We start from the raw sequence: 18137 nt of genomic DNA on the forward strand, positions 1-18137 counted from the left end.
CACTGTCCTTATGTTCTGAACAATCGGCCCATGCGAGCCACGAATAATCGACGAGTCATGCGGTATCGCCAGTGCGCACTCGCGCTACCGTTGCCGCCGCGACACGCTGTCAGAGCCGCCCCAACCAAAGCTGCGGGTCGAAACCGGCGAAGGCCAGCAATGCCGGCAGGCGCTCCTCGAACCCCTGGAAACCGTGGTCGCCACCTGCCTGGATACGCAGCGCACAGCCACGGTAGAACTGCGCCGCGTCACGGTAATCCAGCGTCTCATCGCCCGTCTGCAGCCAGACCTGATAGCGCTCGGCGTCCTCGGGTGATGGCGTCTCCAGCTCCGCCAGTGCGGCCACATGGTCCTCGGTCAGGTCCCAGACTTCCCCACTGTAGAGATTGGTCTGCGGCCCGAGATAACCGTCGAAGCGGCGATGCGGCATCACCGCCGGATTGATGAGCAACGCCTTGAGGCCATGGCGCTCGGCGAGGTGGGTCGCATAGTAGCCGCCGAGCGAGCTGCCGACCAGCAACGGCCGGCCGAGCTCAGCGATGCAGGCTTCGAGCTGGGCGATGGCCTGGCGCGGGTGGTGATGCAGCGCCGGCACCCGCAGCCGATCGGCAAGGCCAAGCTGGTCCAACGCAGCGGACAGCCGGCTCGCCTTCTGCGAAAGCGGCGAACTGTTGAGGCCATGGAGATAGAGTATCGAGGGCGGGTAACTGGACATGAATACAGTTCGTTGAAAAACCGCAAGGCTACAAGGCGCATACCGCCGACTGCAAGCGAACCGCCCGGGACGAACGCCACTTACCCCTGCCCCGAACCGATCAAGACCGCCGACCAAACGTTATGCAGCGCGAGCTGCACTACGCTCAATAGCCCTTGACGCTGTAATCCACTTCGAAGGCGATGCCGCTGACCCGGGACACAGCAGTTTCCAGTCTCCCGTCGGCATACAGACGGAGCCAGCGATAACCCGGTGCCGCGCTATCGACCTGGAAGTCCTCGCTCTGCGGCGTGAACTGCACGCCCGTCGACGGCGTGGCTAGCAGCCGAACCCCATTGCGCGACTGATCGAACGCCTGATGGATGTGGCCCCAAAGCAGCGCACGCACGTTATCGTGGCGGTCCAGCACCCCGAACAGCGCCTCGGGATTGCGCAGCCCGATGCTGTCCATCCAGCGGCTGCCAATGGATACGGGATGGTGATGCAAACAGACCAGGTGATGCCGCTCGGGCGCCTCGCCCAGGGCGCGATCCAGCAGCTCGAGTTGATCGCCGCGCAGCATGCCATACACCGAGCCTGCAACCAGGGTGTCGAGCATCACGACGCGCCAGCCACCGATCTCAAGCACCGGCTCCATCAGTTCACTGCCACGGGTGGCCTCGCGCATGGCGCCGAGTTCGTCATGGTTGCCGGGACACCAGCGCGCTGGCGCCTCGATGCGCCCGGCCAACTGGCGGAAGCGCTGGTAGGACGCCACCGAGCCGTCCTGGGACAGATCACCGGTAGCCAGGATCAGGTCGATGCGCGGCTGCTCTTCGATGGCCAGCTCGACCACCCGCTTCAGACTGTCGCAGGTATTCATGCCCAGCAGCTTGCCGTCCGCTTCGGCAAACAGGTGGCTATCGGTGAGCTGCACCAGCAGAACCGAATCTTCAACAGCAGTCAGGGGCGCACCAGGCAAGGCCCTTCTCCTTGAGCGAAATCGCAACGGAATTATGGTAGGAGCCCATCCGGAGGGTAAACCTCGGGTTGTGGGCCTGGGTCACAGAACCGCGTTGCGATGCCCGTGTGCCTGCTTCGTCAATCGATCAACGGCTTCAGAGCACGGGCTCCAGCTCATGGCCACAGGCCAGGCAGTGCCCCAGCCACTCGCCGAGAAAGAGATTGAGCTGGTTCTTCTCATCAGGCTGGTGCATCTGCGCGTTGGGGTAGTGATAGATGCCGCGGAAGCGCCGGGCGTTCTCGGCACGAACCACTTCGGCCATGCGTGCATCGTGATAGACGCGCACTTCCATCTTCGGCACCGGCAACCAGGTCAGGCAGTGCTCCTGGCTCACCCGCACGGTGGTGGTGTAAGGGCAGCTCTCCAGCACCTCGAGTACCAGTACGCCGAGCAGCAGGTCACCCTGGCTGATGGCGATGCGCCGCGCTTCGCAGCCGCTGCGCATGCCCGGCAACAGACGCATCAGACGCAGATAGTTGGCTTCGCAGGCCGCCTGCAGTTCGAGCAGATCGACTCGGTATCGCTCGCGCGTCTTCCTCATGCCCACTCCCCCCGCACCTGCTCGCGATTCAAGGCCAGCCACTGCAGTGCAATGATGCTGGCCGCGTTGTCGATTCGACCGTCGGAAATGGCGCGCAGTGCCTCTTGCAACGACCAGACATGCACACGGATGTCCTCGCCCTCTTCGGCCAGCCCGAACACACCGTCGGCCCCTTCGCTGTCGCAGCGGCCTATATAGAGGTGTACGCGCTCGTCGCTGCCGCCCGGCGATGGAAAATAACGCGTGATCGGCCACAACTCGCCCAGCTCCAGCCCGGCTTCTTCCACCGCCTCGCGACGGGCGACTTGATCCGGCGCCTCGTCCTTGTCGATCAGCCCGGCGACCAGTTCGATCAGCCAGGGATTGTCGACCTTGCCCAGCGCCCCGACACGAAACTGCTCGATCAGCACCACACGGTCGCGCAGCGGATCGTAGGGCAGCACGCATACGGCATCGTGGCGCACGAACAGTTCGCGGCTCAACTCGGCGCCCATGGCACCACTGAACTGACGGTGGCGCAGGTGGACGCGCTCCAGCCTATAGAAACCGCTGAAGCATTGCTCTCGACGGAGGATCTGGACATCATCCGGACCGGGTTTGAAGGTCTCGCTCATGGGTACCACTCATATCGGTTTGATTCGCGCCTTGCCGGCGGCGAATGACTGCAACCGTCACGTCGTGAGCGGCTTTGTGGTCATCCTAACGCGGCATTGTCTCTGACGCAGCCCTTTGCAGACCGCCGTAACCGAAGAACGCTCCACTGCCGCCAGCGCACGAACTTCGCGCAAGCGCGGCGATCGAAAGCGCACTGTCATGCCTGGACCAACCATGTATTCAATCGCATCCATCCGCCACCTCATCCTGCTGGGCAGCCTTCTCCTGCTGCTCGGCGGCTGCCAGCACCTAGTCGCCGAACGCCCCGTCGAAGTCCGTCAAATCGTCACCGAGCATCGCCCCCAAGGCTGCGAGGACGACAGCTGCCCACTGGTGAACATCGATACCCTGACCTTCGCCAACGAACCTGAACTCAACCGCCTGATCGACGCACGGCTGCGGCGGATGACCATCAACGGCCCGGATGACCGCCTGCCCGCGTCGCTACAGGATTACCAGCAGCGCTTTCTGAGCACCGCCGAGCCGGGCTGGAGCAGCTACCTGCAGGCCAAGCTGCGCGAGCAGCACGGCGACATCCTGGTGGTCGAGTTTTCCAGCTACCTGTATGTCGGCGGGGCCCACGGCATGCCCGGGCGTGGCTTCATCAACTACGATCGCGAGCTGAACCGCGAGCTGCGCCTGGAGGACCTGCTGATTCCGGGACAGGAAGGTAACTTCTGGCGCGTCGCACGCCAGGCGCACCAGCGTTGGCTGGTGGAGAACGAACACGATCAGGACGCCGAGTTCGTGGAATTCTGGCCCTTCCAGCAGACCCCGCATATCGCGTTACTGAAAGATCAGGTGCTGCTCAAGTACGACGTCTACAGCATCGCGCCGTACTCCAGCGGCCACCCGGAGCTGCTCATTCCCTTTGAACAGCTCAAGGGCATTCTGAAAGCCGAATATCTCTGAGGATACGAAGCGGGCCGGCATCTGCCGGCCCGCTTTGGCTCAGGCGGTCGATCACAGCTCGCCGGTCACACCTGCTTGTAGATGACCGAGCCTTCGTCCTTGAACCGCGAGGACTGCTCGGCGAAACCCGCCTCGATGGCCTTCTGCTCGTCGGTCAGGCCGTGCTCGGCAGCATACTCGCGCACTTCCTGGGTAATCTTCATCGAGCAGAACTTCGGCCCGCACATGGAGCAGAAGTGCGCCACCTTCGCCGAATCCTTCGGCAGCGTCTCGTCGTGGAAGGCACGCGCGGTGTCCGGGTCGAGGCCGAGGTTGAACTGATCCTCCCAGCGGAACTCGAAGCGCGCCTTGGACAGCGCGTTGTCGCGGATCTGCGCGCCCGGATGCCCCTTGGCAAGATCAGCAGCGTGCGCGGCGATCTTGTAGGTGATGATGCCGGTCTTCACGTCATCCTTGTTCGGCAGACCGAGGTGCTCCTTCGGCGTGACGTAGCAGAGCATGGCGCAACCGAACCAGCCGATCATCGCCGCCCCGATGCCGCTGGTGATGTGGTCGTAGCCCGGGGCAATGTCGGTGGTCAGCGGGCCGAGGGTGTAGAACGGCGCCTCGTCGCAGCATTCGAGCTGCTTGTCCATGTTCTCCTTGATCATGTGCATCGGCACATGGCCCGGGCCTTCGATCATGGTCTGGACGTCGTGCTTCGAGGCGATCTTGGTCAGTTCGCCGAGGGTTTCCAGTTCGCCGAACTGCGCGGCATCGTTGGCATCGGCGATCGAGCCCGGACGCAGGCCGTCGCCCAGCGAGAAGCTGACGTCGTAGGCCTTCATGATTTCGCAGATTTCCTCGAAGTGGGTGTAGAGGAAATTCTCCTGGTGATGCGCCAGGCACCACTTGGCCATGATCGAGCCGCCGCGGCTGACGATGCCGGTCACGCGCTTGGCAGTCAGCGGCACATAGCGCAGCAAGACGCCGGCATGGATGGTGAAGTAGTCCACGCCCTGCTCAGCCTGTTCGATCAGGGTGTCGCGGAACAGCTCCCAGGTCAGGTCTTCGGCAACGCCGTTGACCTTTTCCAGCGCTTGGTAGATCGGCACGGTGCCGATCGGTACCGGCGAGTTGCGGATGATCCACTCGCGGGTCTCGTGGATGTGCTTGCCGGTGGACAGGTCCATCACGGTATCCGAGCCCCAGCGGATGCCCCAGGTCAGCTTGGCGACTTCCTCCTCGATGGAGGAGCCCAGCGCCGAGTTGCCGATGTTGCCGTTGATCTTCACCAGGAAGTTGCGGCCGATGATCATCGGCTCCAGCTCGGTGTGGTTGATGTTGGCCGGAATGATGGCGCGGCCGCGCGCGACCTCCGAGCGGACGAATTCGGGGGTGATCTCCTTGGGAATCGCGGCGCCGAAGCTCTGCCCGGCATGCTGCTCGGCCAGCAGGCCAGCTTCGCGCGCCTCGGCGAGCTTCATGTTCTCGCGGATGGCGACGTACTCCATCTCCGGCGTGATGATGCCCTTCTTCGCATAGTGCATCTGGCTGACGTTGTGCCCGGCCTTGGCGCGGCGCGGGTTGCGCACATGGGCGAAGCGCATGGCGGATAGTTCGGCATCGTTGAGGCGGCGCTGGCCGAACTCGGAGGACAACCCCGGCAGCTTCTCGGTGTCGCCGCGGTCCTCGATCCAGGCGCTGCGCACGTCGGCCAGGCCCTTGCGCACGTCGATGGTGACGTTCGGGTCGGTGTAAGGGCCGGAGGTGTCGTAGACGGTGACCGGCGCGTTGATCTCGCCGCCGAAGTCGGTGGGCGTCACGTCCAGGCTGATCTCGCGCATGGGTACGCGGATGTCCGGGCGTGAACCCTGCACATAGATTTTCTGCGAACGCGGGAAGGGTTGAATGGACTGCTGGTCGACCTGGGCGGATTCACTCAGGTTCTTGTTGCTTTGCACGCTCATCGGCTTCTCCTGGGATGTGTCGGAGCGAACCTGAGCAACACGGCGGATCAAGGGCGTCGGGCACCGCAACTGCGGTGGAGAGACTCGTCACGTTCTAGACGAGGACATCTTGTTCCCTACGCAGGCCTTAACCTGATCAGGTTCAACGGGATCCGGAACTTTCCGATCTCAGCCTTCGCTTCAAGGCACCCCGACAAGAACGCCGTCGAGTCTAATCAAGACCTTGGGCGAACACCATGGGAATGGCGAAACTAGTCGACCGTTCGGTCATTTGACCGGACCGCCACGGGCACCACACAGCAGGCGCACGCGCGCCTTGACCCCCTGACAGCTGCCGCTTAGCCTTGCCCATCAGCTCTATTCAGGATGGACCCAACATGCTGCGCAGACTCCCCCTGGCTCTCGCCGTGGCCACCCTCACTGCCGGAGGGGCCTGGGCGCAGGAGACCATCCCCCTCGCCAGCAAGACCGATCTGGTCAGCGTCTATCAGCAAGCCGTCAACAACAACGCCGACCTGGCTGCAGCGCGCGCGCAGTTTCGCGCGCGCCAGGAAGTCGTGCCGCAGGCCCGCGCCGGCCTGCTGCCCAATCTCAGCGCCGGTGCCGAGCTGAGTGACACCGAAACGGACGTCGATACCAGCAGGGGCTCCACCTCGCTGTCGCGCAGCGGTACCGTCTACCAGGCGACGCTGAGCCAGCCGATCTTCCGTGCCGACCGCTGGTTCCAGCTCAAGGCCGCGGAAGCCGTGAGCGAGCAGGCCGCAATCGAATACTCCATCGCCGAGCAGGACCTGATCCTGCAGAGCGCCCAGGCCTACTTCGCCGTGCTGCGCGCGCAGGACAACCTGGCGGCGGTGAAGGCCGAGGAAGCCGCGTTCAAGCGCCAGCTCGACCAGGCCAACGAACGCTTCGAGGTGGGCCTTTCCGACAAGACCGATGTGCTCGAAGCCCAGGCCGGCTTCGACACCGCGCGCGCCAATCGCTCCATCGCCCAGCGCCAGGTCGAGGATGCCTTCCAGGCACTGTACACCCTGACCAACCGCGAATTCCTGGCGCTGGAAGGCATCCGCCACACCTTGCCGGTCCTGGCGCCAGTGCCAAACGAGGCCAAGGCCTGGGTCGATACGGCGACGCGGCAGAACCTCAATCTGCTGGCGGTCAATTACGCCGTGACCGCCGCCGAGGAGACCCTGCGCCAGCGCCGCGCCGGCCATGCGCCGACGCTCGACGCCGTGGCCTCCTACCGCAAGGGCGACAACGACGCCTTGGGCTTCAGCAACAGCCAGAGCATCCCGGGCTTCGACATGCCGCGCTACACCGGCGACGTCGAGCAGCGCAGCATCGGCCTGCAGCTGAACATCCCGCTCTACAGCGGCGGCCTGACCACGTCGCAGAGCCGCGAGGCCTATTACCAGTTGAGTCAGAGTGAGCAGCAGCGCGAAAGCCTGCGCCGCCAGGTGGTGGAAGCCACGCGCAACCTGCACCGTGCGGTCAACACCGATATCGAACAGGTTCTGGCCCGCCGGCAGTCGATCATCTCCAACCAGAGTGCGCTGGAAGCCACCGAGATCGGCTATCAGGTCGGCACCCGCAACATCGTCGATGTGCTCGACACCCAGCGGCGCCTGTATGCCGCGGTGCGCGACTACAACAATGCCCGCTACGACTACATTCTCGACAACCTGCGCCTGAAGCAGGCGGCCGGCACGCTGAACCCGGACGACCTGCAGCAGCTGGCGGCCTACCTGAAACCCGATTACAACCCGGATACCGACTTCCTGCCGCCGGACCTGCCGCAGACCATCGGTCAGCCGGTACGGGTGGATTATTGAGCAGGGGGCTCGCTTGAACCGTGGCTTGGTGGGCTAAGGCCCACCAGGCGCCCGCACCCCAGGAGGCGCACTGAGGCAGGCAGTTGATCCGGTTTCCTCCCGGGCCAGACGCACCTGCTAGCCGAGCAGCCTCGCCAGCCCTGTCAGCAGACGCTGCAAGGCGCCCTGATTGGCCTTGATCACGCCCAGCCCGGCGTCACGCATCCGTTGCGCGACAGCCGGATCGCGCCAGAGCTCACCGACAGCATCAGCCAACTGACCAGCATCCTGTACTTCGCGCAGGGCGCCGGCATCGCGCAGTTGCGCGGAGATTTCGAGAAAGTTGAACAGATGCGGGCCACTGAGGACCGGCTTGCCCAACGCCGCAGGCTCCAGCAGGTTGTGCCCGCCATTGGGTACCAGGCTGCCACCGACGAAGGCCACGTCGGCCAGGGCATAGAGAAACAGCAGCTCGCCCATGGTGTCGCCGACCAGCACCTGCGTGCCGGCGCCAACAGCCTCGCCCGTCGAGCGGCGCACCGCGGCAAAGCCCTCCTTGCCTGCCAGTTCATACACCGAGACGAAGCGCTCCGGATGCCGTGGCACCAGGAGCAGCAGGGCCTGCGGAAACCGCTCCAGCAAGCGTCGGTGCGCGGCCAGGATGATTTCGTCCTCGCCGGCATGGGTGCTGGCGGCGATCCACAGCGGCCGCTTCTGCGCCACCCATTGATCGCGCAAGTCGCTCGCCCGTTCCAGCAGGATCGGGTCGATGGTCAGGTCAAACTTGATCGAGCCAGTCACTTCGACGCATTCGTGGCGTGCGCCGAGCTGGCGAAAACGCTCGGCTTCAGCCTCGGTCTGCACGGCAATCAGGTTCAACTCGGCCAGCATCGGCGCGGTCAGCCGGGCGAAGCGCGCATAGCCACGGGCCGAGCGTTCGGACAGCCGCGCGTTGGCCAGCGCCACGGGTATGCCGCGCCGGGCGCACTGATGGATATGGTTGGGCCAGAGCTCGGTCTCCATCACCACCGCCAGCTTCGGCTGCAGGCGATCAAGAAAGCGCGCCGCCGCCCAAGGCAGGTCATAGGGCAGGTAGCAATGCTGCACGCTGTCGCCGAACAGCGCCTGGATGCGCTCGGAGCCGGTCGGGGTCATGCAGGTGACGGTGATCGGCAGCTGCGGGTAGCGCGCCATCAGCCCGCGGATCATCGGCGCCGCGGCGATGCTTTCTCCCACCGAGACCGCATGCACCCAGATGCCACCCGGACGCAGCCGCGGCAAACCGAAGGCAAAACGCTCGCCGATACGGCGGGAATAGGCCGGGGCGCGCCAGGCGCGCCACAGCAGGCGCAGGAACACCAGCGGCAGGCCGAGGTGGAACAGAAGGGTATAGAGGGTGCGATTCATGGGCGCGGAGCTTAGCAAGCCGCCTGCTCGCGAGCCATAACCGCCCTGCCGGCGAACTTGTTGGCGAGGTCGGAACCGAACGAAGTTGCCCGCCCATAATCAGGATCTCGCCATGTCCGGCTACGTTTACCTGGCCATCGCCATCTGCGCCGAGGTGGTCGCCACCACCTCGATGAAGGCACTGGCCGGCTTCAATCGTCCGCTGCCACTGCTGCTGGTGGTGACCGGCTACAGCCTGTCGTTCTGGATGCTCGCGCTGGTGGTACGGACCATCCCGGTAGGCATCGCCTATGCCATCTGGGCCGGGCTCGGCATCGTACTGGTCAGCGTCGCCGCGGCGCTGCTCTATCGTCAGTACCTGGACCTGCCGGCGGTACTGGGCATGGGGCTGATCATCGCCGGTGTGGTGGTCATCCAGTTGTTCTCCCGCAGCGCAGGCCACTAAGCTGCCGGCGGACTGCAGTTATACTGCGCGACCGTTTACCCAATGAGGTCTGCACATGCCCGAATCCCTGAGCACCGACGTCCTGATCGTTGGCGGCGGCGTCGCCGGCCTTTGGCTGAACGCGCGCCTGCGCCGACTGGGTTTTGCCACCCTGCTGGTCGACAAGGGAACACTGGGCGGCGGGCAGAGCGTGAAGTCCCAGGGCATCATCCATGGCGGCACCAAGTACGCGCTGAGCGGTGCGCTCACCGGTGCCTCCGAGGCGATTGCGGACATGCCGCGGCGCTGGCGCGAAGCGCTCGAAGGCAAGGGCGAGCTGGACCTCAGCGGCGTGCGCCTGTTGTCCGATGCACACTATCTGTGGTCGCCAGGCACCCTGGCCGGCAACCTCACCAGCTTCTTCGCCAGCAAGGCAGTGCGCTCGAGGGTCGGCCAGGTCAAGGGCGATGAGCTGCCGCCTGCGCTGCAGCATCCGCGGTTCAAGGGCAAGGTCTATCGGCTCAGCGAGCTGGTGCTGGACGTGCCCAGCCTGATCGCCCGGCTGGCCGAGCTGGCTGGCGACAGCCTGCTGGCCTGCCAGCGGATCGAACCGCTGCTCGACGACAACGAGCTGGTCGGGCTGCGCGTCGATGGTCGCGAGATCCGCGCCCAGCGCATCGTCTTCAGCGCCGGTGGCGGGACGGCCGAGCTGCTCGCGTCGCTCGGCCTGCAGCAACCGGCGATGCAGCGCCGTCCGTTGCACATGGTCATCGTCAAGGCGCCCACGCTCAAGCCGCTCTATGCCCATTGCCTGGGCGGCGGCACCAAACCGCGGATCACGGTCACCAGCCATCCGACAGCGGACGGCGAGTGGGTCTGGTATCTCGGCGGCGACCTGGCCGAAGCCGATGGCGTGGCACGCGACGAAGCCACTCAGATCGCCGCAGCGAAAAAGGAGCTGGCCGAACTGGTACCCTGGATCGACCTGTCCTCCGCGCAATGGGCCACGCTGCGTATCGACCGCGCCGAGCCTGCGCAATCGGCCCTCGCCCGACCGGACAACGCCTTCCTTGCCGAGCAGGGCCGGCTACTGGTCGGTTGGCCGACCAAGCTGGCGCTGTCACCGGACTTTTCCGACCGCGTCGAAGCCGCTCTCGCCCGCGATGGCATTCGCCCCGGCCAGCATCCTGCGCTACCGGAACTGCCGCGACCACCGTTGACCGGCCCGTTTTGGGAAGGGCTGCTGCCATGAACGCGACGCTGCATGACCTGCACCGCTCGCTGGGCAGCACCGGCCTGCGCATTTCGCCGTTGGGTCTGGGCACAGTCAAGCTGGGTCGCGATCAAGGGGTGAAATATCCCAATGGTTTTTCCATCCCAGACGACGCCCAGGCTCGCCAACTGCTTACGCTGGCCCGCGAACTGGGTATCAACCTGATCGACACCGCGCCGGCCTACGGCGTCAGCGAGGAACGGCTCGGCCCGTTGCTGGTAGGCCAGCGCGAGGACTGGGTGATCGTCAGCAAGGTTGGCGAGGAGTTTGAGAACGGCCAGTCACGCTTCGATTTTTCCGCCGCGCACACGCGCTTCTCGGTGGAGCGCAGCCTCAAACGCCTGCGTACCGACCGCATCGAGATGGTGCTGGTGCACTCGGACGGCAACGACCTCGACATCCTGCAGCACACCGAGGTCTACCAGACCCTGGCCGAGCTCAAGCGCGAGGGCAAAATCCTCGCCTTCGGCCTGTCCGGCAAGACGGTCGATGGTGGGCTGCTTGCGCTGCAGCAGGGCGACTGCGCGATGGTGACCTACAACCTCAACGAGCAGGCCGAACGGCCAGTCCTCGACTACGCTGCTGCACACGGCAAGGGCATCCTGATCAAGAAAGCCCTGGCCAGCGGACATGCCTGCCTCAAGCCAGGTGACGACCCAGTCCGCCGCAGTTTCGAGCTGCTGTTCGGTCACCCAGGTGTCAGCGGCGCGATCATCGGCACTATCAATCCGCAGCATTTGACGGCTAACGTACGGACTGCTGCTGCCGTTCTGACCGGCAACTGAAACGGTCCTGGCGGCAACGTTCATCCGCTGCGCGGAAGCGCATTACGCTGATGCCGCGCGGTTACTTTCTTCGCCGCAAGGAGAAACCGAATGCCAAGAGTTCTGGTGCGCAAGAGCCCTGCCGCATTCAAGACCCTGCCTCTCTACGTCGAGGCCAGCCAGGACAACCTGAGCTACCAGAGTCTGGGCCGGCCGTTAAACTTCAGCGAAGTGATCGAGCGCCGCCGCCCTGTGGAGGTGTCCGATCCGGGCCGTTTTGCCATCGAACTGGCCAATCTCGGCGTCTCGGTGCGTCTGACCATGAGCTGGCAGGGCCGCGAATACTGGGTGCTGGTCCGTCAGCAGCGGCCGGACCGCGGCGACGTTGTACTCAAGCTGATATCCGGCTACATCCCGGCCCATGAGCTGAACCTGCCGCTGCTTACCGCCATCCAGGAAATTGCCGAAGAATGCCTGCTGGAAACTCCTGAAGGCTGGCTCGCCGGGCGTTTCGGCGATACCTGGCTGCCCACGCCGTACCAGGCCAGCCTGCACTACCGCGATGCGGTGCACTTCAAGCTCGCCTCGCAATCCGGCGCCACGCGCCCGGTACAGTGCGGCAACATGGTGCTGATGGAGCGTCCTCGCGCCTATGTGCACCTGCCGACCGCGTCGTTGCAGCTGGTCTATGACATGCGCATGGAACTACCGAAAGAGGCGCGTCAGCTGAGCCTGTTCCACGTCGACGAGCGCCTGGAAGACGGACAACTGGTTGCGCGCCTGGAGCGCAGCCGGCCCGACATCTACCTGATACCGCTGCAGCAGGGCCAGCCGCAGGATCAGCTGTTGCAACTGCGCAATGGCCAATTCAGCCCGGTGAACACTCGCGGCCTGTGGCTATCGGAAAGCTTTGCGCCGCAGGAAGGCTGGGTAGTGCGCGACGAGCGCGTTCGCTGGCGGGATTGGTGGGCGGCACGGCCGATGGCAGCCGCCCGTTAACGCGTAGTGGGTAGCCGCGCAAAGCGGCTATCCACCTACTGACGCGATACGCGATAGGCGTATCCAAAGGACTCAGCGGCTGCGAATCTTCTCGACGATGGCGGTGGTCGAGCTGTTTTCCACCAGCCCCAGCACCTTCACCACACCGCCGTAGGACTTGACCAGATCGGCACCGACGACCTGATCGACGCCATAGTCGCCGCCCTTGACCAGCACATCGGGACGGACCTGGGCCAGCAGGTTTTCCGGCGTGTCCTCGGAAAAGCACACCACCCAATCCACCGCTTCCAGACCGGCGAGCACCGCCATGCGGCGGTCCACCGAGTTGATCGGCCGGCCCGGGCCTTTGAGGCGGCTCACCGAACCATCATCGTTCACCGCCACCACCAGCCGGTCGCCCTGGGCGCGGGCCTGCTCGAGGTAGGTCACATGGCCGGCGTGCAGGATGTCGAAACAGCCATTGGTGAAGACGATCTTCTCGCCCTCGGCGCGGGCATCCTCGACCGCGGTGAGCAGCTGCTCGACGGTCATCACGCCGCGCTCGGAGCCTTCCTCGCGTTGCACCGCGCGGCGCAGCTCCGGCGCGCTGATGCAGGCGGTGCCCAGCTTGCCGACCACGATACCGGCGGCCAGGTTGGCCAGTGCCACGGCCTGTGGCAATTCCTCGCCAGCCGCAATCGCAGCGGCCAGCGTCGAGATGACGGTATCGCCGGCACCGGTGACATCGAACACTTCACGGGCACGAGCCGGCAGGTGCAGCGGCGCGTGATCGGGACGCAGCAGGGTCATGCCATGCTCGCCACGGGTGACCAGCAACGCATCCAGCTCGAGCCGGCTCATCAGCTCGGCCCCCTTGCTGACCAACTCGGCCTCGTCGGCACAATGCCCGACGATCGCCTCGAATTCGCCCAGGTTCGGCGTGATCAGCGTGGCACCGCGGTAGATGTCGAAGTCCTTGCCCTTGGGGTCGGCCAGCACCGGAATGCCGCGGCGTCGCGCCGCCTGGATCAGCGCCTGATGGTTCTTCAGCGCGCCCTTGCCGTAGTCCGACAGTACCAGCACCTTGACCCCGGCCAGCAGCCCTTCCACCTCGGCCAGCAACGCGGCCGGATCGGTGTTGAACGGCTCCTCGAAATCCATGCGCAGCAGTTGCTGATGGCGACTCATCACCCGCAGCTTGACGATGGTGGGCTGGTCATCGATGCACTGGAAATGCGCCTGCACACCGGCAGCCGCGAGGCTGTCAGCCAGGCTCTGACGCGCCTCGTCCTCGCCGGTCACACCCACCAGCGCCGCAGCAGACCCCAACGCCGCGATGTTCAGCGCGACGTTGGCCGCACCGCCTGGGCGATCTTCGATTTGCTCGACCTTGACCACCGGCACCGGCGCCTCAGGCGAGATCCGCGACGTGCCGCCATGCCAGTAGCGATCGAGCATGACATCACCCACCACCAGTACGGCGGCTTGGTCGAAACGGGGCATGGACAGCTTCATTGGGGCTCCGATGACAAACAGAAAACGGCGGCGATCATAACACGCAGCTCGCGCTGGTCCGGCCAGCGCGACAAGGCTGCTAGAGCTTGCGCACCCAGAATAGCTCGTGCCTGCGCACGGCCTTGCGAAAAAACTCGTCATCGCCAGTGGCCGGCCAGCGGCGACCGGCAAGCATGGCTTGGATCAGGCGGCGCAGACGCTTCTTGAACGGCAAAGGACCCTGCAGATCGTGTTGCATCGCCAGCACCATGGCCTTGTTCAGCCGAACCTCGGAATCCAACGTCGGGCTCCACAGGCGATCCGCTGGGAGCGACTCGATAGCGGGCGGCAGGGCGATGCCGCCATCCGCCGGGCCCATTGGCCAGCGGTCGTTATCGTGCAGATGGTTGGCGTACAACAGCAGTGTTTCCGGCAGCCAGTCGCCCTCCTCCATGGCCTGATACAAGGCCCGGGTGGCAGCCACATGGTCAGCGTGAGGATCCAGTTCGGGGTGCGGTGTGACCACCACCTCAGGGCGAAAATGGGTGAGCAGAACCCGCAGATCGGCCTGCAGATTGTCCCAACTGGGCACACCGTCCACGTCCGCGGGCAACAGCAGCGGATTGTGCCGGCGCACGCTGCGCACGTCCTGTTCACCGGATTCGCGCGAACCGAACGGCGTCTGCGGGTCTGCAGCCATGGCGGGCAGCTGCAGGCAGTAATAGCCCAGCTGGACGCACCGCGACTGCGGCACGCCGCCCCACAACGGCACCGCCAGGCTATCCCAGGTGCGCAACCGCCCCTTGAGCCTGGCGGCAGATGCATCGTCCAGACCCAGCCGACGGTATCTGTCGGCTTCGATCTCACCCTGGGTCAGGGTCACGATGGCCACATCGCGTGCCCGACTGTACAGACCGAAAGCGGCCAGCTCGGCATCGTCGGCGTGCGGGGCGACGATCAGCACGCGGCGCTCGGAATAATCCGGGTTGCGCATCGCGAAGAGCGTCGCCTCGCCGGACAGGCGACAGAAGCGCCCGCTGACACGCAGCACACCGCCACTCAGCGGCCCATGCTGGCCGGACAGGTTGAGATAGCGCCGGCCGGCAACGCCCCGCTCGAAATCCTGACGGTCGTCACCGACCCACACCTGCGGATCAAGCCACCGCCCCAGCCAGCTGGCCTTGAGCTCGATCTCGAGAATAAGCGTATCCGCGGCTTCGAAGCGCTCCGGCGCCGTGATTCGGCCGCCGTCGATCCGCACCGGATAACGCTGGGCATCATCCGGGAATACATAGTCGTAATCGTCCTGAGGGCTGTAGAACAGGTGGTCGGCAAACCAGGCCTCATGAGCGATCCAGCCCAACACCAGCAAGAGCGGAACCAACCACCAAGCAACCAGCGCGCCGAGCAGCAGCAGCGCGACCAGCGCGACCAGCAGGGCGATGCGTTTGTGCTTGCGGTGGCGTCTAAGCAACTGCTGCTTGCGTGCACTCATGGCTCACACCTGATAGACCGGAACTCGGTGGCACCAGCGATCCTTGTACTCGCGATCCGCCCGGCCAAAGGAGTAACGCAGCGGTTTGCCCAACGCCCGCGCCTCGGCCCAGGCCGTCTGGGTGTTGACGAAGCTGAGCACGCTGCCTGGGCTGAAGTCCCGCTGCACCGGGTCGACACCGCCATTGATGTACTCGACGGACACCCACTTCGGCGACTCGACCCGATAGAGAACCTGGATGGCGATCGGCTGCTCGTCGAGAAACACCACCGAGCCGGTCATGAACTCGCGCAGCAGCTCGAACACCTCGTGCAGATGCGCCCTCCCCGGCGCCTCGAAATTCCAGCGCCGTTGAAACAACTCGGCGTACATCGTCGCCTGCTCCGCCGCAGAGAAATCGAGCACGGGGCGAAGCGCACCGCCCGCCTCTTCCAGCAAACGCTGTTCGCGGCGCTGGTTGTATCGAAACTTCTTCGAGTACGCCTCCGGTTCGCGCGCCAGCGCCAGACCCTCCGGTTGCTCGCGCAAGGTGCTGATCGCGCCTGCATTGAGCTCTGACACGTAGCGCATGCGCTGGCGGACCGGGATCGCCGCCTGCTCGGCGACGGGCAGGATGATCTCGGCATTACCCAGATCGAACAGCCCGCGCTTGCCGGTCTTTTTCAATACGTCCTTGGACAGGGCCAGATGCCGGCCCCAGCAGGGCACCGCGGCGATCAATTCGCCCTGCCGCTCCCACGCCAGATAGCGCACCGGAATCCCGGCAAGACCGGCCAGGCGCTCGACGACGGCGGGGTGAGTGGCAACGCTGCCGCCGTAGCGCTGCCAGATCTGCGCATAGGTGTCGGCATCGATCTCGCACCAGCCGCGCTCACGCCAGCTCCTCAGAAACTGCAGCATCAGGCGCCCTGCTCGTCTGGCGTGTCGTCCTGAAACTGCGTCGCGTGGAGCCTGGCGTAGGCACCGTTCGCCGCCAGCAGCTCGGCATGGGTGCCACGCTCGACGATGCGGCCCTGCTCCATCACCAGGATCAGGTCGGCCTTCTCGATTGTGCTCAGCCGGTGAGCGATGACCAACGTGGTGCGGCCCTGCATCACATGGTCCAGAGCCCCCTGGATATGCCGCTCGGACTCGGTATCCAGCGCCGAAGTCGCTTCATCAAGAATCAGCACCGGGGCATTCTTGAGCAGTGCACGGGCAATCGCCAGGCGCTGCCGCTGTCCACCGGACAGCAGCACGCCGTTTTCCCCGACCAGGGTCTGATAGCCCTCGGGCATTTGCTCGATGAACTCGTCGGCATAGGCATCACGGGCCGCACGGCGGATATCGTCCAGCGGCGCGCCGGCCAGATCGCCGTAGGCGATGTTGTTGGCCACGGTATCGTTGAACAGGGTTACCTGCTGCGTCACCAAGGCAATATGCCGGCGCAGGTTGCGCAGCGTGTAGGACTCGACATCCGCACCGTCGAGCAGGATATGGCCGGTCTCGTGGTGATAGAAACGCGGAATCAGATTGGCCAGTGTCGACTTGCCGCTGCCGGACCGACCGACCAGCGCCACCATCTGCCCGGGCTCCACGGTGAAGCTGATATCGTGCAGCACTGGCTTGTCGCTGCCCGGGTAGACGAAATTGAGGTTACGCACTTCCAGACGTCCGCTGACCGAGTCGCGCTCCAGCGTGCCACTGTCGACTTCCGGCTGCTCGTCGAGCTGCTCGAAGATGCTCTCGGCGCCAGCGACACCTTTCTGAATGGTCGAACTGACTTCCGACAGTTGGCGAATCGGTTTGGGCAGCAAACCGGCCAGCGTGATGTAAGCGACCAGATCGCCAGCCGACGCATCGCCTCGCAGCAGCAGCACAAGGAACATCAGCACTGCCATGGCGCTGTAGATCACCAGCTGCAGGCTCGGCGTGTATACCGCATTGGTCTTGACCATGCGCAGCTGCTTAGCCGTGTTCTCCGAGCTCGCCGCAAAGAAGCGATCCCGCTCGTAGGGCTCGCCACCGAAGCTCCGTACCACGCGATACCCCTGAATGGTTTCCGATACCACATGCGTCACATCGCCCATCGCAAGCTGAATCTTCTTGCTCTGCTTGCGGAATTTCTTGCTGGCACTCGACACCATGAAGCCGATCACCGGCAGGATCGCCAGCATCACCAAGGTCAGCTTCCAGTTCATCCACAGCAGCGTGGCGAAGAGGAAGATCACCGTCATGCCCTCGCGCACCACGACCTTGATCGCATCGGTCGCCGCGCCGGTGACCATGGTCACGTTGTACGTGATTCGGGAGATCAGATGGCCGGAGTTGTGGCTGTCGAAGTAGCGGTTGGGCAGGGTCAGTAGGTTGTTGAACAGCGCGACGCGTAGATCGTGCACGAGCCCGAGGGAAACTTTGGCCAGGAAGAAATTACCGAGAAACGAGCCAATGCCCTGCACCAGCGCGATCAGGATGATCAGCAGCGGCACTGCCTGCAGCAGTTTCAGCTCGGCCAGCCACCGCACCTCGTTGAGATGCGGCACCTGGGCGAAGAAACTCGCGTCCGGGTTGTTCAGCCCATCGACGAAGAACTTCAGAATGTAGCCCAGCGCGGGCTGGGTGGAGGCAAAGAGCAGAAAGCCAAGGAGGCTCATTGCGAACAGTCCCCAGTAAGGGGCCACATAGCGCAGCAACCGCAAATAGACCTTCATGCTCGATTGCTGGGTAGAATTGGCCAT

16 protein-coding genes and 1 riboswitch are annotated in these 18137 nt (G+C 64.6%); of the genes, 6 read left to right on the forward strand and 10 right to left on the reverse strand.

Features of this window, described 5'->3' with window-relative positions; translation table 11 throughout:
* Window positions 1-109: 109 nt before the first annotated feature.
* The 4 genes from OUY36_RS19605 to OUY36_RS19620 all read right to left on the reverse strand — a co-directional run bounded on the left by OUY36_RS19605 (window position 110) and on the right by OUY36_RS19620 (window position 2873).
* A complete protein-coding gene (locus OUY36_RS19605; protein ID WP_253749117.1) occupies window positions 110-715 on the reverse strand; it encodes a YqiA/YcfP family alpha/beta fold hydrolase in 606 nt (201 codons plus the stop codon).
* A gap of 145 nt (window positions 716-860) precedes the next feature.
* The gene (gene cpdA, locus OUY36_RS19610; RefSeq protein WP_267935630.1) at window positions 861-1676 is read right to left on the reverse strand and encodes a 3',5'-cyclic-AMP phosphodiesterase; all 816 of its coding nucleotides are present in this window, start codon (window positions 1674-1676) and stop codon (window positions 861-863) included.
* Between the two features lie 136 nt (window positions 1677-1812).
* The gene (locus OUY36_RS19615) at window positions 1813-2259 is read right to left on the reverse strand and encodes a DUF1249 domain-containing protein (protein WP_063540815.1); all 447 of its coding nucleotides are present in this window, start codon (window positions 2257-2259) and stop codon (window positions 1813-1815) included.
* Entirely contained in the window at window positions 2256-2873 is a 618-nt protein-coding gene (locus OUY36_RS19620; protein ID WP_014597852.1) for an NUDIX domain-containing protein, read from the reverse strand. Before OUY36_RS19620 ends, OUY36_RS19615 begins: the two co-directional genes overlap by 4 nt.
* Before the next feature lie 214 nt (window positions 2874-3087).
* On the opposite strand from OUY36_RS19620, the gene OUY36_RS19625 reads away from it, so the two are divergent.
* Entirely contained in the window at window positions 3088-3825 is a 738-nt protein-coding gene (locus OUY36_RS19625; RefSeq protein ID WP_267935632.1) for an RsiV family protein, read from the forward strand.
* A 65-nt stretch (window positions 3826-3890) separates the two neighbouring features.
* On the opposite strand, the gene thiC is transcribed toward OUY36_RS19625, so the two are convergent.
* On the reverse strand, window positions 3891-5774 hold the full coding sequence (gene thiC, locus OUY36_RS19630) for a phosphomethylpyrimidine synthase ThiC (protein ID WP_267935634.1): 1884 nt from the start codon (window positions 5772-5774) through the stop codon (window positions 3891-3893).
* A 96-nt stretch (window positions 5775-5870) separates the two neighbouring features.
* Window positions 5871-5977, reverse strand: a riboswitch (TPP riboswitch).
* Window positions 5978-6151: 174 nt separating this feature from the next.
* On the opposite strand from thiC, the gene OUY36_RS19635 reads away from it, so the two are divergent.
* A complete protein-coding gene (locus tag OUY36_RS19635; protein WP_110775673.1) occupies window positions 6152-7606 on the forward strand; it encodes a TolC family outer membrane protein in 1455 nt (484 codons plus the stop codon).
* Window positions 7607-7723: 117 nt separating this feature from the next.
* Here the strand turns inward: OUY36_RS19635 and waaA are convergent, their stop codons facing one another.
* Window positions 7724-8992 (reverse strand): lipid IV(A) 3-deoxy-D-manno-octulosonic acid transferase, encoded by a 1269-nt coding sequence (gene waaA / locus OUY36_RS19640; protein ID WP_110775671.1) that lies wholly within the window; start codon window positions 8990-8992, stop codon window positions 7724-7726.
* Between the two features lie 112 nt (window positions 8993-9104).
* Here waaA and OUY36_RS19645 point away from each other — a divergent pair, with 112 nt between their 5' ends.
* The 4 genes from OUY36_RS19645 (at window position 9105) to OUY36_RS19660 (ending at window position 12452) form a co-directional block, all read left to right on the forward strand.
* Complete coding sequence (locus OUY36_RS19645; RefSeq protein WP_020305812.1) at window positions 9105-9437, forward strand: DMT family transporter; 333 nt, start codon at window positions 9105-9107, stop codon at window positions 9435-9437.
* 55 nt (window positions 9438-9492) lie between these two features.
* Window positions 9493-10668 (forward strand): NAD(P)/FAD-dependent oxidoreductase, encoded by a 1176-nt coding sequence (locus OUY36_RS19650; RefSeq protein WP_267935637.1) that lies wholly within the window; start codon window positions 9493-9495, stop codon window positions 10666-10668.
* Window positions 10665-11474 carry an aldo/keto reductase gene (locus tag OUY36_RS19655; protein ID WP_267935639.1) on the forward strand — a complete coding sequence of 270 codons (810 nt, stop codon included), beginning with the start codon at window positions 10665-10667 and terminating at the stop codon, window positions 11472-11474. The genes OUY36_RS19650 and OUY36_RS19655 overlap by 4 nt, the downstream gene beginning before the upstream one ends.
* 90 nt (window positions 11475-11564) lie before the next feature.
* Window positions 11565-12452: a metal ABC transporter ATPase gene (locus OUY36_RS19660; RefSeq protein WP_102838802.1), complete on the forward strand. Its 888-nt coding sequence runs from the start codon at window positions 11565-11567 to the stop codon at window positions 12450-12452.
* 72 nt (window positions 12453-12524) lie between these two features.
* On the opposite strand, the gene hldE is transcribed toward OUY36_RS19660, so the two are convergent.
* The 4 genes from hldE to msbA form a co-directional block, all read right to left on the reverse strand.
* The gene (gene hldE, locus OUY36_RS19665) at window positions 12525-13946 is read right to left on the reverse strand and encodes a bifunctional D-glycero-beta-D-manno-heptose-7-phosphate kinase/D-glycero-beta-D-manno-heptose 1-phosphate adenylyltransferase HldE (RefSeq protein WP_267935642.1); all 1422 of its coding nucleotides are present in this window, start codon (window positions 13944-13946) and stop codon (window positions 12525-12527) included.
* A 79-nt stretch (window positions 13947-14025) separates the two neighbouring features.
* Window positions 14026-15420 carry a PIG-L deacetylase family protein gene (locus OUY36_RS19670; RefSeq protein ID WP_267935644.1) on the reverse strand — a complete coding sequence of 465 codons (1395 nt, stop codon included), beginning with the start codon at window positions 15418-15420 and terminating at the stop codon, window positions 14026-14028.
* A 3-nt stretch (window positions 15421-15423) separates the two neighbouring features.
* Window positions 15424-16320, reverse strand: a complete 897-nt coding sequence (locus OUY36_RS19675; RefSeq protein ID WP_267935646.1) for a GNAT family N-acetyltransferase — start codon at window positions 16318-16320, stop codon at window positions 15424-15426.
* The gene (gene msbA, locus OUY36_RS19680; RefSeq protein ID WP_267935647.1) at window positions 16320-18137 is read right to left on the reverse strand and encodes a lipid A export permease/ATP-binding protein MsbA; all 1818 of its coding nucleotides are present in this window, start codon (window positions 18135-18137) and stop codon (window positions 16320-16322) included. The genes OUY36_RS19675 and msbA overlap by 1 nt, the downstream gene beginning before the upstream one ends.

This window comes from Stutzerimonas sp. R40042 (genome assembly GCF_026642215.1).
Taxonomy (GTDB): Bacteria; Pseudomonadota; Gammaproteobacteria; order Pseudomonadales; family Pseudomonadaceae; genus Stutzerimonas; species Stutzerimonas frequens.